Consider the following 16,093-nt stretch of genomic DNA (forward strand, 5'->3'; position numbering starts at 1 on the left):
GTCAATGCGGGCGGAACGCCAATCCCCGCCAATGAGGGGAAAGCCCTTCGAATGGGGGGTGCTAGGAACCTTCCTAAATCCGGACAATGCGCAGTTGCTTCTTTTGAGGCAAATAGCACTAAACATTCCCATTGCCGTGCCGTTATTGCTGGGAAGGTGGGGGTACAGGAACCCGGGCGAGGTGCCGCGCTGACCCGCCATTCCAATCGCACAGACCCACCTTGCGCACGGCGGGAAGCATCGCACAGAACCTATACAGATAGAAAGCCGGTGCAAGCGGGCCGCCGGGCAATCGCGCCGGGAGCATTCCCCGGCCGTCGGGTGTCCGAGGCCAGGCATGGGGAGGGGCTGCACGCGCAGCGCCGCGGGTCCGCGCTACCGGAAGGGCTGATCGCCCCGGTGCGTGCTGGCGGGGAAGGACAGCAAAGAAGGCAACGATAAATGAATGCAGAAGATAGGGGCAGGCATTCCAAGGCATGGCAGTTGAATTCTGGGGACTGGATGGCAGCGGAAGAGGGGGGTGGCTTCGTGCTCGACCGGACCACGCAGAGACATGCCGTGCCGGAAGCCGTATCGAAGGACGACTTGCGCGTGCTGATGCAATGCGGGCGTTCAAGCGCGGCGGCACCAGGTCTCTATCCGCCTGAATTCAAGTTCGATCCACAGACCGGACATGCCCTGCTGCGGCCCGCGGCGGCGCCGGCCGCAAGCTGGATCCCGCCGCACGGCGCCGCCGACATCCTGCAACGCAGCGCGCGCCCGTCCCGTGGACTGAGGCAGGCAGCGCGGCCGTTGCGGCTGAGCGAGCCGTTCCTCCGGCGCGCCGATACGGACCCGGATGACAGCCTGAGCATGCCGCCGGAAGGCAGCTACGAGTTTTTCTCGCTGCCGGCTGGCACCCGGGCGCCGGTACTGCTTGCGCTGGATCCTGCCAAGGGGCTGCTCTATGCGCGGCTGCCTGCCAGCGGCCGCTGGGAACCCGTCGACTACGAGGGCCGCGGCATGCTGGAGGTGTCCGGCATCCCGCGCGAGGACTGGCGAGCCGAAGTGGCGCTGGATGGCAGCGCCAGCCGCATCTTCTTCGGTACCGATTCCGGGCTGGCCTGCGTGCGCGTGGATGTGCCGGGACTGCGTTTCGGGGTCGACTACATCGGCGCGGGCAAGGCGCTTGGCGCCCCCATCCATTTCGCAGAACGGATCTGGGTGCCGCTCGACGCCGGCGCCGGCTCGGTGCGCTTTGCCAGCGCCGACGCGCAGGGCGCGCCGGGGCCCGTGGTGGCGCTTTCCCTGGCCGGCCTGGATACCGGGGCGCTCCATGCGCCGCTGGTCAGCGGCCGCATCGCCATCTGGCCCGCCGAGCGTGGCCAGTTGCTGCTGCGCATGCTTTCCAATGGCGATTGCGAAGCCAGCTTCAGGCCTTGGCCGGACAATCTCCGGCCGGATTTCCGCTTCGGCTGCGCCAGCCTTTCGCCGGTGGGGCATCTGTCGCAGCTGTGCTTTGACGATGCCGCAGGCACATATTGCTACCTGGAGCTCGGCATCGATCAGCCCGCCCGGCATCCGGTGCAAGCGCCGCGCCTGTGCTCGGGCAGCGTGAACTACCGTTTCGCAGCCCGCTTCAAGACCGATCCCTGGGTCGAGCCGGAGCATGGCGACGATGGCGCCACCGACGAGGTGGTGATGCCGCTGCTCGAATCGCAAGACGGCGTGGTGGTCGGGATCAAGCTCGCGACGGCGAAAAGCCTGGACGAGGTGCTGCAATCGGTCGATCGCACGCCCGCGAAGCTGGTGATGGACGACGGATCGACGGAAATCGCCTTCCACTCGTTCTCCGTAAGCGAGCCGTGGCGTCTGCGCCTGTTCGTCCATGATGGCCTGCTATGGGCCTACCACCCCTTGATCACTCGCATCGACGGCTGGAAGCTACAAGCATGAAGCGATTTGTCGTTGGGGTCGCCGCGGCGATCTTGTGCTGTGCCGTGCCGGCGCGCGCCGCGGGCGTGCAACAGGCCTTCCTGGTGCAGAACTCCGGCTGGATGGAGCCTTTCTATGCCGATCCCGCTTCCCGGCTGAAGCCGCTGGTGGCTGCCGTCGCGGGCGCCGCGGCCAGTGCCGAGGACAAGGTGTATCTGCTGGCGTTCAGCCAGAGCACCGCCGGCAATGCCTCGCCGGCCCTGCTTTCCCAGGGCACAGGCGCTGCCGATGTGGCGCGGCGCCTGGCGCCGCTGGCGGTGGCCCGCAAGGGCGCGGGCGAGGCGCTGGCCGACACCGATTTCCAGGAGGCGGTCACCAAGACCATCACCGGTCCGTTCAAGGCGGCGCCGGGCATCATCTGGATCTTCACCAATAACAAGAACAGCCCTAACAACGACGCGCAGACTGCGGAGCGCAACCGCGATTTCTACCGCCTGCTCCACCTCGAGCCGTCGATCACCCGGACCCTGGCATTCCCGCTCAAGATGCCGGTCCAGGGCAAGCAGTACGCGGCCAAGGGCCTGATGGTGTATGCGCTGGCCTACGGCCAGCCGGCGGCCGACGCGCTCGGCCGCATCATGGCCGAAGGGCGGCTGTCCAAGGTGCTGACGCGCGCGCCGGCGCGGCTCAAGCCGATCGACCAGGATGCCGTGCGGATCGTGCCGGAACTGGTCAGGAACACGCCCAATGTGCGCGCCAGCCTCGGTACCGACCAGCGCACCATCGTGCTCGACGTGGACGCGGCCAGTCTCGTGCCCACGGTGGCCTTGCAGGCCTCGCTGCAGAACCTGTTCTATCCCTACGTGATCCGCTCGGCTGGCGTGAATGCCACGCTGGGCGCCGGTGGCCAGAGCGTGCCGGTGCAGGTGGAGCCGGCGGCGGTCAAGGACCTGCAGCCCGGTGCCAGCCAGCCGGTGCAGGCGCAGTTCGCGCTGCCGATGGCGCAGGTGCCCTCGCCGTGGTCGGCGCAGGCCATGTCGGCCATGGGCAAGCAGGTGCTGCTGCCGATGACCGTCGAGATCGGGCTCGCGGGCCAGCAGCTGGCGCTGTCGGACGGCTTTGCCGGCGAAATGCGCGAGCTGTTCCCGGGCGATCCCATTTCCGAAGTCTTCACGCCACCGGAGAGCGTGCGCGCCTCGGTGGCGCGCGTGCCGCTGCTGGTGCGCATCCAGTATCCGCTGCTGCCCTTGCTGGTGGCGATCGGCGGGCTGCTCGCGCTGGTGCTGGGCGCGGGTGCGCTCGGGCTGGTGTCGGGCCGCAGCAAGCGCTACGAACTGCTGGTGGACGGGGTGCCGCGCCACGTGGTGCTCAAGCCGTTCGCCCGCCTCGTCCTCAAGGACGACGCGGGCCAGCCCATCGGCGAGGTTCGCCGCGGGCTGGGCAAGCCGCAGGTGCGCAACGCGGCCGAGGGCCATTCGCTGCGCTTCAGCGGGCGCTGACGGCCCCGGCCTGATATCGCCCCCGATACCGCATTTGTTACCGCACTGAATCCGAATTTGAGTTCGCTTTGAACTCGCATTGATATTGAACAGGGAGAACGAGGGGATGGCACAGACTCAGCAGAACAATTCCGGTTTCGCATTGCCCGCGCCGGTCGAAGGTGGCAACGCCCAGGCTCCGGCCGCAGGGGCTCCAGCCATGGTGAACACGAGCACGGAAGTCTCGCAGCCGGCTTCGCTCAACGAGCTGGGCGCCACCGCCGACACGGGCTCGCGCGACCTGCTGATCGGCGGCGGCATCCTGCTGTTGCTGTTCATCGGCTTCTTCTTCGCCCGCAACGCCTATGCCAATACGCTGGTGGGCAAGCGCGTGCCGCCCAACAAGGCCAATGCGTCAGCCTGGTGGCTGTTCGTCTTCCTCTCCAGCCTGGCGACGGGCGTGGTGCTGTCTGCCGTCAATGCCGCCAAGTTCCTGACGCCGCTGATCATGGGCCCGGTGGCGCTGGTGGGCCTGGTGGCGCTGGTGCTGATGCTGGTCTCGGGCCGCAAGTAAGGCCGCATCAAGGCCGCATCAAGACCGCAAGCAAGAGTAAGCCAAGAGCGCAGGAAGGGGAGAGAACATGTCCGACACCATCAATCAGAGTATTCGCGCCGAGCGCAAGCAGGAGCAGAGCATCGAGCTGCGCCCGACACTGTTCATCGGCGTCGGCGGCACCGGCATGGAGGTGCTGATGCGGGTGCGGCGGCGCATCCTCAACACGCTCTGGGGCGGCTCGGGCATGCGCACGCGCGTCGAAAGCCTGGCGGATTTCCCGGTGGCGCAGTTTATCCAGTTCGACCTGGACTCCGGCGCCGTCATCGACAGCGGCCGCGCCCAGGCCGAGGACCTGCAGTACGAGCTGGTCAAGTTCAGCGACGAGGACAAGATCGTCGAGTCCTTCGACATGGACAAGTACAGCCGGGACGACGATTCCCTGGCGCGCTTTCCCCACATCCAGTCCTGGTCGCCGCTCACGCCCAAGAAGATCCGCGAGCTGGGCATTGACCCGTCCAAGGGCGCTGGCCAGATCCGCGCCGTTTCGCGCCTGTATTTCTTCGACAAGTACGCCAAGCTGCGCGACAAGATCCGCCTGAAGCTCAAGGGGCTTAAGGCCGGGCTGTCCCACGAGCGCCAGCTGAACCAGCTTGGCCTCAAGATGGAGACCAGCAAGTTCCGCATCGTCGTGGTCGGCTCGGTGGCGGGCGGCACGGGATCGGGCGCGTTCCTCGACATGGGCCTGCTGGCCCGCTGGCTCGCCGGCACCGAGGTCGGCAGCGCCGACGTGGAACTGATGCTGTTCCTGCCCACCGGATACTCGGGCGCCAACAAGGACCGCACCGAAGCCAACGGCTACGCGGCGCTGATGGAGCTGGAGTCGGCCATGCTGGGCAACCGCGGCTACGTGGGCCGCTGGGATGCCTATGACCAGCCGGAGCTCAAGCGCGAGCCCTACAACGAGGTGTACCTGATCGATTCCGGGAACCTGGCGCAGCAGCACACCAAGGATGTGGGCGATATCTATCACATGGTGGCCGACGCCTTGTTCGAGGACTTCGCCTCGGGCGACTTTGCGCGCCGCAAGCGTTCCGTGGCAGTCAACCAGGCGCACCACAAGAATTTCCTGCATGACGCGCTGGTACCCAAGAACCGCTTCGCGGACATGCGGCTGTCTTATTCGAAGCGCTATTCCGCGATGGGCCAGGCGGTGCTGGACACGCGCCAGGAATCCCGCCGCGACGAACGCGCGCATCGCTGGGCCGGCGAAATGCTCAAGGCCTTCTTCGGCGTCGGCGGCAACGACCTTGGCGCCAACCGCGCCACCGACAAGCAGCGCGACGAGTTCATGGCCAACCACATGGCCCTGCGCGCCGCGCCGTTCAGCGACTTCCCCGAGTTCTCCGACAAGAGCGTGGAACTGAAGCGTTCGAGCGGCGAGTTCCTCGACTATTTCCTGGTCGAGGAACTGTTGCAGGACAAGCACGGCCTGCTGGTCGCGGGCGTGGACCAGCGTGTCAATACGCGGATCGACGAGATCCGCAGCGGCTTCGATCGGGCCGAATGGCCTACCCAGGTACGCGAAGCGATCAAGCAGCTCGAGCGCGATGCGGTGCGCGACCAGGACTCCGCGGCGGATACGACGGAGGACCGCGTCTCCAAGCGCCGCCGCGAAGTGCTCGACCGCATCAAGCGCGTCATGCGCGACCAGCTCTACGGCTACCTGGACAACAAGGATTTCGGCGGCCTGGAGTACGTGCTGTCGCTGGTCGAGCAGATCAACGACCGCCTGGAAGCGCCGGGCAGCGGACTGACCGCCGCGCTCAACAACAATGCCGAGCGCTACCGCGAGATCAAGGAAGCCGTGCGCAGCCGCGAACTGGAGCGCCTGCTGGCCAACCTGGAGCAGACCAAGGGCGGCTTCTTCGGCGGCGGCGAGAAGCAGGCCGTGCAGGTGATGGACCACCTGCGCATCGAAATTGCCAATGCGCTCAAGTTCCACCTGCGCGCCAAGGCGGCCGAGGAAGCCGCGCTGCTGCTTACCGAACTGTCGGCCTGGCTGGGGCGCCGCGTGGGAGTGGACGCCGCGGGCAAGCCGGTGTGGAACGGGCTGGTGGGCGAGCTGCAGGCCGGGCGCGAATCGGTCCTGGACATGCTGGCCCAGTTGCAGCGCGCCAACGCCATCCTGCAGCACGAGCTGAAGAAGGACCACGCGACCCTGATCGCCATCGACGCGGGCGAACGTGAGGTGCCGATGCCCGGCGCTATCCAGCTGCGCGAGTGGGCCGATGAAGCCTTCAAGGACCTGGGCGGCTCCAAGGCCCTGTTCCCGATGCTGGCCGATACCGACCAGCGCAGCCAGATACTGACCAAGGTCAAGCGCATGGCCGAGCGCCAGCTGGTGCTGGTCAGCGCCGTGGACGGCGATGCGCCCGCCACCGATCCGCTGCTCGAAGCGCTGGAGCAGATGAGCTCGGCCGAGCGCATGAACCATTTCCGCAAGCTGCTGGCCTGTGCCATGCCGTGGATCGACGCCAACATGGCGGGCGATTTCACGGTCAAGGCCGACCAGTACAAATGCTTTATCGGTGTGGCCGGCGCGGACGAATTCAAGCGCAGGTTCAGCGTCGAGCTGGAGGCCTGCATTCCGACGCAAGCCGGCATTACCACGGCCCAGCTCTCCATCGTCGAGACCGGCGTGCCGGGGCGCGCGGTCTGCTATTGCGAACTCTCGGGCGTGCCCATGACGGTGCTGCGCGGGCTGGAAGGCTGGCGCACCAGCTACCGCAAGGAGGCGGAAAAGAGCCCCACGCACACGCATATCGACGCCACCCAGTTCAGCCATCCGATCGCGCCGAACACGGATGAGCTCAACCGCCTGGCGGAAGACTTCAAGCAGTTCCTCTACGCCGTGATGCTGGGCGTGCTGACCCGCTCGAGCCAGCGCGTGGTGCCGCCCGGCCAGTACCAGTTCGCGGTAGCGCGCGGCGACGTGCGGCGCATCGGCAACGAGCGCGCGGTGCGCCAGAACGGCTTGCCGCCGGCTTACCGCGAAGCCATCGTCGAGCGCGTGCAGGATCGCATCGCCGAGATGGGCCCCTGGCAGACCGCGGCACTGGCCGCCCTGTGCGAGTACTACGAGAGCGCGGTCTACACGTCCAAGCTGGTGGCCGACGGCAACGGTGCCGAGCAGGAGCGCAAGGGCTTTGCCAGCGCCATCGCGGCCGAGGCCGCCGCCGAACTCAACGAGCGCGCGCGCCGCCAGGGCCTGTCCGACAGCGAGGTCAAGCAAGCGGTGAACCGGCTGCTGGGCAACCTCAAGCCCTGGGCCACGGTGATCGCGGAATCGGACGCCGATGCCTACGAATGGGAAGTGCGGGAGGCCGACGACGACGGTCCGCTGCGCCTGAAGTTCATGCTCAATGCGGAGATGCTGGAACCCGGCCGCCTGGAGGCGCTGCTGCAAGGGCAGCCCGCGGCCGCCGCCACGGCCATCCCGCAGGCAACGATCCCGCAAGCGGCCATGCCAGGCCTGATGGCCGCGCCGGGCATGCCGCCCGCGCCTGGCACGCCTCCGCCGCTGGGCGGCATGCCGCCGCCCCTGGTGGAACACCAGTACCACCTCGGCGTGAACGGCCAGCAGTACGGTCCGTTCCAGGCCAGCCAGATCGGGCAGATGCTGCAGGCCGGGCAGATCGCCCTGGCGGGCACCAAGGTCTGGCGTGCCGGCCTGGCCGGCTGGCTGGAGCTGAACCAGGTGCCTGAACTGGCCGTGGTGCTGCAGGGTGCTTCGCCGTTCGCGGCCGCGCCGCTGATGCCGCCGCCGCTGTCCTGATGTCGTTGGGGTGAGTCTTGGAAAACTGTCTAGCTTGTGAAGCGCGTCTGTACGACGCGGTAAGTCACTGCCCCTACTGCGGCAAGGCGGTGGGCGACGCCGTCGCGGATACGCCTCAGGCGCCGCCGGCCAGCCAGCCCGTGGCTGGCGTGTCCATGCCGGCGCCTGAGGCGTCGGCACCGGTTGCGGCACAATCGACGCCGGCCGCGCAGGAAGCGGTGAGCGCCGCGCCCGCGCCCCAGCCTGTGGCGGCCAAGCCGCCGCCCCAGCCCAAGCCCAAGCCTAAGGCCCAGGAGAAAGACGAAGGCAAGGCCAAGGTCAAGGCCGAAACCAAGCCCGAAACCAGGGCCGAAGCCGAATCCAGACCCAAGCCCCCCCGCAAGGGCCGCGGCCTGATGGTGGCCGCAGGCGTGGTGGCTGCCGCCGTGGTTGGTTTGTACATGGTCGGCAAGTCGGGGGAGAAGAACCAGGCCTGCGAGCAGGCGCTGGTCGCCGGCGCCAGGCACCTCGCAGCGGGCGATCCGGCCTCGGCGCGCGCCCAGGCCGGGCTTGCCGCGGCCTCTTGCAGCGGGCAGGCACGTGTCAAGGCGGTGGATCTGCAGGCCGCCGCGGACAAGGCAGAGGCTGCGCTGGCGGCGTGCCAGCGCAGCTTCCGCACCATCGCCAGCCGCATCAGCGAGCGCCGGCTGCTCAGCGCCCGCAATGGGCTGGACCAGCTTGGCGCGCCCTGCGCCGATACCGCAACCGCCAAGGATTTGCGCCAGCAGGTCGAGCAGGCCCTGGCCGCCGCCGCGGCGGCCGGCGCGGAAGCGCGCCAGCACATTACGGAAGGCAATATCGGCGCTGCCCGCGCCGCGCTCGACCAGGTGCAGGCGCGCAATCGCGAAGACCTGGATCTGGCGGCGCTGCGCGCGCAGGTGCAGGAAGCCGCGCGATCGCAGGATGCCGCACGCGCACAGGAGGCCAACCGCGCGTCCGCGGACCCGGCCACCGCCGTAGTCCAGGCGACCGGGGTCAGGCCGCCGGCGCTTCCATCGGCACCGGCACCGGCCGCGCGCAATCCCCAGGCCGACCTGGCCCAGTCGTTCCTGCGCGATGCCGATCAGGCGCTTTCGCAGATGAAGTTCGACGCGGCCAAGACCTATGTTGAAAGCGCCCGGCGGATCGACCCCAACAACCCGCAAGCCATCAGCCTGGGGCGCCGCATCCGCGAGCGCGAACTGCAATACCTCAGGGATGAGACGACCATCAAGTGACCGGGAGCCGCGCCGCGCAGGGCGGCTTCTGCATGGCCGCCGCGCACGCGCGGCCAAGGTTGCCGCGTAGCTGCCGACTGGTCTCACCACATCTTTCCCGTTTGTTTCGATTGACCTCGTTCCACACCTACTGCTAACCCACCTTGGATACCCCGATGAAACGCATCAAGCCGGCCCAGCACGCCGTTGTCTATCTTTCGGTCCTGGCTTTGCTGGGCGGCTGCGCGGCTTCCCAGCCGGGCGGCCCCGGCCGGCCGCAGAGCAGTGCGGCTACAGAAGATCCCTGCGGCGTGGGCACCGGCGCGCTGGTCGGCGCGGCCGCGGGCGCGATGCTGGGTGCCATTCTCGGCGGCACGAAGGGCGCCCTCGCAGGCGCCGCGCTGGGTGGCGCAACGGGCGCCGTCGCGTGCCTGGCGATCAATGTCCAGTCGCGCCAGACCAAGACCGCTGCGCAGGCCGATGTCGACTACCGCAAGACCCGCGGCACGGCGCCGCGCGAGCCGATGGTGGTGTCCTATTCGCCGCAACTGAGCAGCCAGGTGGTGAAGCGCGGCCAGCCGGTCAAGGTCAGTTCCTCGGTGGAGCTGGTCAATGGCACCAACAAGCCGGTGCAGGAAGTCCGCGAGGAGCTGCAGGTTTACGCCCCCGACGGCAACCCTATCCGGGCCAGCACCAAGCCATTCACCGCGAACTCGGCCGGCCGCTTCGAAAATTCCTTCGAGCTCAAGCTGCCGGATAGCGCTCCGCAGGGCACCTACGCGATGAAGACCAACCTCTACGTGAACGGCAAGCTCAATACCACGCGCGACCTGAACACCCAGCTGGTCTGGGACGGCAACACCGGCGTGCTGGTGGCCTCGCGCTGAGTCGCCGGCAGCCGTCAGCAGTCGAGTCGCCCGCGCGGCGCATCGAACGGAATCATCACGTGCCCGCGATAGGCGGGCCGTAGTCTGCGCTGTCCGTACCACGCCTCGACGCCAGGGAGGCGTGGCCTTGCAGGAAGCTCGCGATTCGGCGAGAACGCCGAGCTACGTCGTGCCCATGCAGTCGGCACGATAATCCCCTCCCGTAATCCGGTACCCCCTTCGCAGTCCGTGATCGTACTGCGGACACCGGCCGGCTAGCCGCCGCTGTCACCCCGGCGATACGTTCCCGGCGCACTACCTGTCCATCCCTTGAATGCGCGCTGGAATGCCGCGCTGTCGGTAAATCCCGGTTCCTGCGCCAGCGCGGCCAGCGGCACCTTGCTGGTGTTCAGCCGGACGATGGCGATGTCGCGGCGCAGTTCATCCTTCAGCGCCTGGAATGAGGTGCCTTCCGTGGCCAGGCGACGCTGCAGCGTAGAGACCGACATGTGCAGCGCGTCGGCGGTGGCGGCAAGGTCCGGCCAGCCGGGTTGCGTATGCTGCAGATGGCCGCGCACGCGCGCGCTGGTCATTTCTTCGCGGCGGCGCGGCATGATGACATTGGCCTGCGCTTCCGCCAGGATTTGCGGGGGGCCAGGCGGACAGCGGAGTTGCGTGCGGCGCGGGTTGGCACTTACCTTGGCGCCGCCGCCTCCCGCCGCCAGCGGCGCAGTTCCACCCATTGCCATGACAACAATGCCGGCACGCCGAACAGCACCTCGCGTGCGCGCTTGACCAGCGCCAGCGACAGCGACACTTGCGGGTCCACCCCGAGCAGATGGCCCAGCAGCATCACGACGGCCTCCTGCACGCCCAGCCCGGCCGGCACGAAGAAGGCGACATGGCGCGCTGCCTGGGTCAGCGATTCGATGGCGATGGCCTGCCAGAACGGCACCGGATGGCCCAGCAGCATCAGCGCGAACCAGATTTCCAGCGTGCCCGCGAGAAAACCGGCGAGCTGCCAGGCGAGCGCGGCCGCAAGTTCGCCGTGGCGCGCATTGAGCGCGCGGATGGCGGCGTCGAGGCGAGCGCCGTCGATCAGCGCCACCAGCCTGTGGTCCCCGCCGAACAGGCGCTTGGCGGCACCCTCCAGGCGCTCGAAGATGGCGCTGTGACGCAGCGAGAGCGCGAACAGTACCGGCACGGGGAGAGATAGCGCCAGTCCGAGCAGGATCACCCACGCCTGGCCGCCATCGTGCATCGCGAGTATCAGCAGCATCACGCCCAGCGCGGAGAAGAGGTATTGCGCGAACAGCGTCACCATGACTTCCACCACGATGCTGGCGGTGATTGCGGTGGTGTCGTGGATGCGCAGGCGGGTCAGGTGGATGCCGGCCAGTTCACCGCCCACGCTGGCGGTGGGCAGAAGCCTGTTGACGGCTTCGCGCACGGTGGCCACCCACCAGAGGAAGCCCAGGCCGGCGCGCTCTCCGGGATCGGCCGAGGTCAGCAGCACGCGCCAGCCCTGTGCGTCCAGCAGCAGGGGCAGCGCGTGGAAGGGCACGAGCAGCAGCAACAGCCAGCCGCCATCGGCGACGATGCGGGCCACGTCGCTCGCGCCCTCGTGGCTGATCAGCAGGGTCAGGCCAAGCAGGCCGAGCAGGCCGGACAGGTAGATCAGCCGCTTCATCGCGTGTTTGCGGCCAGGGTTGCCGCTGGTGTTGCCGCCAGCATTGCCGTGCCCTTCATGCCGGGGCCAGCACGTCGGCGAAGCCGCCTCGGCGCGGCGCGGTCCGGTCCAGCGCGGCGCGCACGCGTGGCGACAGCAGCGCGGCCAGTTCGTCGGCATGGCGATAGCCGCGCATGGTGGCCGTGACTTCGGCGCCCGATACCACGGCGGGATGGAAGTAGATCTCACCCACGCCCGCGGGCAGGCGCGCGAGCGCGGCCAGCAGCGTGGCTTCGTCCATGGCGCCGCTATTGGCGATGCCCACCACGTAATCGTTGTGCGCCACGCCCGCGGCGGCAAGGCGGCGCCGCAATAGCGCGAGCCAGGGCCGCAGCAGCAGCGGCGCGCGGTGCTCGCGCGGCAGGCGCACGGCGCGCAGGCCGAACTCGCGGCCGATCGCCAGCGTCAGCGACAGCACGGTGGGATGCAGATGGAAATGCTTGTGGGCGTTGACGTGGTCCAGTGCCAGCCCGGTGGCTGCAAAGGCTTCGAACTGCGCGCGGATCTCGGCGGCAAGCTGCCGCCGCGCCCCGGGCAGGAAGAAGAAGCGGCAGCCGTCACGTGCCATGGCGGAGCCGAAGCGGCCTTGCGCGTCGACCAGCGCCGGGATCCGTGCGGGCGGCAGCATCGCGGGCCCGTCGGCCAGCACCAGGTGCAGCCCCACCCGCAGGCCGGGCAGGCGGCGCGCGCGCGCCACCGCGTCGGCGGCGGCAGGCGCGGCCACCATCAGGCTGGCCGCGTTGAGCACGCCATCGCGGCAGGCCATCTCAACCGCCTCGTTGACGGCGGGATGCAGCCCGAAATCGTCCGCGGTGAGGATCAGCGCGCGTGGCGATGCCACCGCGGTCTGCCCTGTCATCTTGTCTTGCGCCGGGCTCACGCTTCGTGCGAACGCAGGAAACGGAAGAACTCCACGCCTTCGCGCAGGCGCCGCTTCATCATCTCCCAGCTGCCCAGCATCTCGCGCACGATCTCCCAGATCTTGCCGGGGCGGAAGTAGAAGCGCTTGTAGAAGGTCTCCACGCCGTGATAGATCTCCTCCCTGGAGAGGTGCGGGTAGCTGATCGCGGCGAGCTGCACGCCCTTGTCGTTGACCAGGTTGATGACCTTGTTCTCTTCCAGCCAGCCGTTTTCCACCGCCTGGCGGTACAGCGTGGTGCCCGGATAGGGCGCCGCCAGCGATACCTGGATGGTGTGCGGGTTGATGTCCTTGGCGTACTCGATGGTTTTCTCGATGGTCTCGCGGGTCTCGCCCGGCAGGCCCAGGATAAAGGTGCCGTGGATGGTGATGCCGAGCTTGCGGCAGTCCTCGGTGAAGCGTCGCGCGATGTCGGTGCGCAGGCCCTTCTTGATGTTCAGCAGGATCTGGTCGTCGCCGGATTCGTAACCCACCAGCAGCAGGCGCAGCCCGTTTTCCTTCATGATCTTGAGCGTGCTGTACGGCACGTTGGCCTTGGCGTTGCACGACCACGTCACGTCGAGCTTGCCCAGGCCGCGCGCGATTTCTTCCACACGCGGCTTGAAGTCGGTGAAGGTGTCGTCGTCGAACATGATCTCCTTCACCTCAGGCATGTTCTCCTTGATCCACTTCACCTCGGCGATCACGCTCTCCGGCGAGCGGGTGCGGTAGCGGTGCCCGCCCACGGTCTGCGGCCACAGGCAGAAGGTGCACTTCGAGCGGCAGCCCCGGCCGGTGTAGATCGACACGTAGGGGTGCTTCAGGTAGCCGATGAAGTAGTTGTCGATCTTCAGGTCACGCTTGTACACGGGCGCCACAAAGGGCAGTGCGTCCATGTTTTCTATCATCGGGCGCGGGCCGTTGTGCTCCAGCGAGCCGTCCGGCAGGCGGTAGCTCAGGCCCGGCACGTCCTTGAGCGGCTTGCCCGCCGCCACATCCTGGCAGGTGTAGTCGAATTCCTCGCGGCACACGAAATCGATGGCGGTGCTGGCGCCCAGCGTGCCACCCGGGTCTACCGCCGGCTTGGCGCCCACCATGCCGATCAGCACGCCAGGCTTGCGCTTCTTCAGTTCCTCGGCGAACTTCGCGTCGGTCGGGAAGGACGGCGTGCTGGTGTGGATGATGACCAGGTCGAAGCCGGCGGCGATATCTAGCGTGGCCTGTGCGTCCAGGCCGTCGGCCGGCGCATCCAGCACGCGGCTGTCGGGCACCAGCGCGGCGGGCTGGGCCAGCCAGGTGGGATACCAGAACGATTTGATCTCGCGCTTGGCCTGGTAGCGCGAACCGGCGCCGCCGTCGAAACCATCGAAGGAAGGGGCCTGCAGGAAGAGCGTTCTCATAGCGGTCTCTGTGGAAACATGCCGTTTGCAGACGGGGCGGGAGAGCGGTCGCGCTCGTCATTGTCCGCGCCATCGGCCTGCAGGGAAAGGGGCAGCGCCATCATGCCGGCGGCAAAGCCAGTGACCGCTTGCGTGCCGGTGCCTTGTTGCGGAACAGGGCCGGAGTGCGGGCTCGCGAACTCCGGGCGGGGCGCGGCGGCAGCGGCGGGGTAATCGCGTACCGACATGACCTGGTCACGCCAGCGCACCTTCTCGCCGAACAGCGCGGCCGCCCATTCGACGAGCAGCAGCGCGTCGCGCAGCGGCGCGCGCAAGGCCGCGGCGGCGCTGCCCGCCAGCACGCTGCGCGCCAAGATACCGGCCAGCGCCACGGCCAGCACCAGAGGCTGCGGCGATAGCCAGGCGGCCAGCGCCAGCACGGGCCAGGTAAAGGTGATGAAGGTAAAGGCAAAGCCGGGAGGGTTGATGGAACGGATGGTGCGCAGCCAGCGCAGTTCGTGCGCCCACAGCGCGGGCAGATGCGTTTCCGTCACGTCCGTGCTCACCACGACGTCCGATAGCACGGTACGCAAGCCGCTGCGGCGGGTCAGCTCGCCAAGCCAGAAATCGTCGGCGAGCCGGTTGGCCAGGGGCGCGAATCCACCGATGGCGTCGAGTACCTCTCGCCGCAGGGCAATCGTCGCGCCGAAGGAGAAGCGGCGCGAGCCGCCGCCGTGGGCGATGCGCACGGAGGGCGCGAACCAGTCGTCGATAAACTGCGCGCCGACCCGTGACCATAGTCCGCCTGCGGCCCTGCCGCGGTACAGGCAGGTCACCACGCCAACCGCGGCGTCGGCCAGCGGCGCGGTGACGCGGGCCAGGTAATCCGGGGGCGCCGCAATGTCACTGTCGGCAATCAACAGCCAGGGATGGCGCGCTTGTGGCAGCAGGTTGATCAGGTTGCTGACCTTGAGGTTGCTGCCGTGCACCCGGGAGTCGGTCACCAGGGCAATGTCGCATGCCGGAAATTCCGCGCGCAGCCGCGCCACCACCGCGATGGCGGGATCGTCCGCCGCATGGACGCCGAACACCAGCTGGAACGCCGGATGCCGTTGCCGGCACAGGCCTGCAAGGTTCTCATAAAGCTGGGGGGCGGCACCGCACAGCGGCTTGAGCACGCTGACCGGGTGCAGGCCGGCGTCTTCCGGGGCGGCGCAAGGGATGGCGGCCTGCGCCGGCGCGCGCCGGCTGGCCAGTACCGCGGCGATGGCATAGCCTGCCGCCACGCACGCCAGCGCGACGTCCGGCAGTGTGCCCCAGTTCATCTTGGGCAGCCGCTGGCACGAACGGCGTTGCTCCCCCTGGCATCACCGCCAGGCACTTCCATCCGAAGGGCCGCGGGAAGATCAATGCGAGGATCAACAGGCAGTTCGAGCCGGATGCAACCGCGCTGGAAAAAAGTCACCTGCATCGAAGGCTCCCGGTCCAATCACCGCATTCATTGTGCGTGGATTTTCTGCCGGTTAATCATAGGGCAATCGATATAAGAAATTCCATGAATTCCTTAAAAATAATATTTGTTTTGAAATGAGTTTGTAAGGTTATGCCGATTAATTTTCGCTTATGCTATTGGTAATCATTTTCAAATGAAATGTGCTGACAGAAAGTGATTATCGTTTCATGACAATGCGTGGCATGGCTGCCGCCCCCGGGTGCCTGCTAACCCTGTTTGGCGCAAATGACGTCATTGATCATATTGCTCGCCATCGCGGCCGGCCTCGCACAGCGCTTTGTTGTCTGGGAAGAAGCAGAACGGGCACGCGGCTGGATTCCACGAGCATGTACGCCGGATCGGCCGCTCCGCGCCGGACCCGTTCGGTAATCCATTCCCGATCCTGTACATGGCGCTGCCGTCCTGAAGCGCGCCAGGACGGCAGCCGTCCGACAGGCAGCGGGTTACGGAGCGCTGCCGACCGGCTCGGGCAGATCCTTTTCAGTGCCCGGCGCGGGCACTGAAAGCCGGCAAGCGCGGCATGCCGCGCCGCGGGTCATTACCCCAATCCACCCAAGTTAAGCATCAACAATTAGGCATCAACAGGCCTTATAAGCAGCATGTCGATGAGGTTTGTGGCGAGGCGGACGAGGCTTGGCGCGATCCGGCCGCACGCGATGGATACGTGTTGCGATCACGGCCAAGGTCTCA

The 16,093-nt window shown here is 67.5% G+C and carries 10 protein-coding genes and 1 pseudogene; 6 read left to right on the top strand and 5 right to left on the bottom strand.

The window, feature by feature from the left end; genetic code table 11:
- The first annotated feature begins 441 nt into the window (after positions 1–441).
- The 6 genes from AC1DS6_RS12190 to AC1DS6_RS12215 all read left to right on the top strand — a co-directional run bounded on the left by AC1DS6_RS12190 (position 442) and on the right by AC1DS6_RS12215 (position 9,905).
- Positions 442–1,935, top strand: coding sequence for a hypothetical protein (locus AC1DS6_RS12190; protein ID WP_477102534.1), 1,494 nt, complete (start codon positions 442–444; stop codon positions 1,933–1,935).
- Positions 1,932–3,413: a hypothetical protein gene (locus tag AC1DS6_RS12195; protein WP_441625507.1), complete on the top strand. Its 1,482-nt coding sequence runs from the start codon at positions 1,932–1,934 to the stop codon at positions 3,411–3,413. The genes AC1DS6_RS12190 and AC1DS6_RS12195 overlap by 4 nt, the downstream gene beginning before the upstream one ends.
- Positions 3,414–3,519: 106 nt before the next feature.
- Complete coding sequence (locus AC1DS6_RS12200) at positions 3,520–3,966, top strand: hypothetical protein (protein WP_441625505.1); 447 nt, start codon at positions 3,520–3,522, stop codon at positions 3,964–3,966.
- Between the two features lie 67 nt (positions 3,967–4,033).
- Positions 4,034–7,783: a tubulin-like doman-containing protein gene (locus AC1DS6_RS12205; RefSeq protein ID WP_441625503.1), complete on the top strand. Its 3,750-nt coding sequence runs from the start codon at positions 4,034–4,036 to the stop codon at positions 7,781–7,783.
- A 17-nt stretch (positions 7,784–7,800) separates the two neighbouring features.
- Positions 7,801–9,039: a hypothetical protein gene (locus AC1DS6_RS12210; RefSeq protein WP_441625501.1), complete on the top strand. Its 1,239-nt coding sequence runs from the start codon at positions 7,801–7,803 to the stop codon at positions 9,037–9,039.
- A 155-nt stretch (positions 9,040–9,194) separates the two neighbouring features.
- The gene (locus tag AC1DS6_RS12215) at positions 9,195–9,905 is read left to right on the top strand and encodes a hypothetical protein (protein WP_441625499.1); all 711 of its coding nucleotides are present in this window, start codon (positions 9,195–9,197) and stop codon (positions 9,903–9,905) included.
- Between the two features lie 254 nt (positions 9,906–10,159).
- Here AC1DS6_RS12215 and AC1DS6_RS12220 read toward each other — a convergent pair.
- The 5 genes and pseudogenes from AC1DS6_RS12220 to hpnI form a co-directional block, all read right to left on the bottom strand.
- Positions 10,160–10,525, bottom strand: a pseudogene (locus AC1DS6_RS12220) (helix-turn-helix domain-containing protein); the annotation flags it as partial.
- Between the two features lie 53 nt (positions 10,526–10,578).
- Positions 10,579–11,574 carry a lysylphosphatidylglycerol synthase domain-containing protein gene (locus AC1DS6_RS12225; protein ID WP_441625497.1) on the bottom strand — a complete coding sequence of 332 codons (996 nt, stop codon included), beginning with the start codon at positions 11,572–11,574 and terminating at the stop codon, positions 10,579–10,581.
- Positions 11,575–11,629: 55 nt separating this feature from the next.
- Positions 11,630–12,472, bottom strand: a complete 843-nt coding sequence (gene hpnK / locus AC1DS6_RS12230; protein ID WP_441625495.1) for a hopanoid biosynthesis-associated protein HpnK — start codon at positions 12,470–12,472, stop codon at positions 11,630–11,632.
- A gap of 17 nt (positions 12,473–12,489) precedes the next feature.
- Complete coding sequence (gene hpnJ, locus AC1DS6_RS12235) at positions 12,490–13,911, bottom strand: hopanoid biosynthesis associated radical SAM protein HpnJ (protein ID WP_441625493.1); 1,422 nt, start codon at positions 13,909–13,911, stop codon at positions 12,490–12,492.
- Positions 13,908–15,215 carry a bacteriohopanetetrol glucosamine biosynthesis glycosyltransferase HpnI gene (gene hpnI / locus AC1DS6_RS12240; RefSeq protein WP_441625491.1) on the bottom strand — a complete coding sequence of 436 codons (1,308 nt, stop codon included), beginning with the start codon at positions 15,213–15,215 and terminating at the stop codon, positions 13,908–13,910. The genes hpnJ and hpnI overlap by 4 nt, the downstream gene beginning before the upstream one ends.
- Positions 15,216–16,093 lie beyond the last annotated feature (878 nt).

This window comes from Cupriavidus sp. 05L310 (assembly GCF_056398185.1).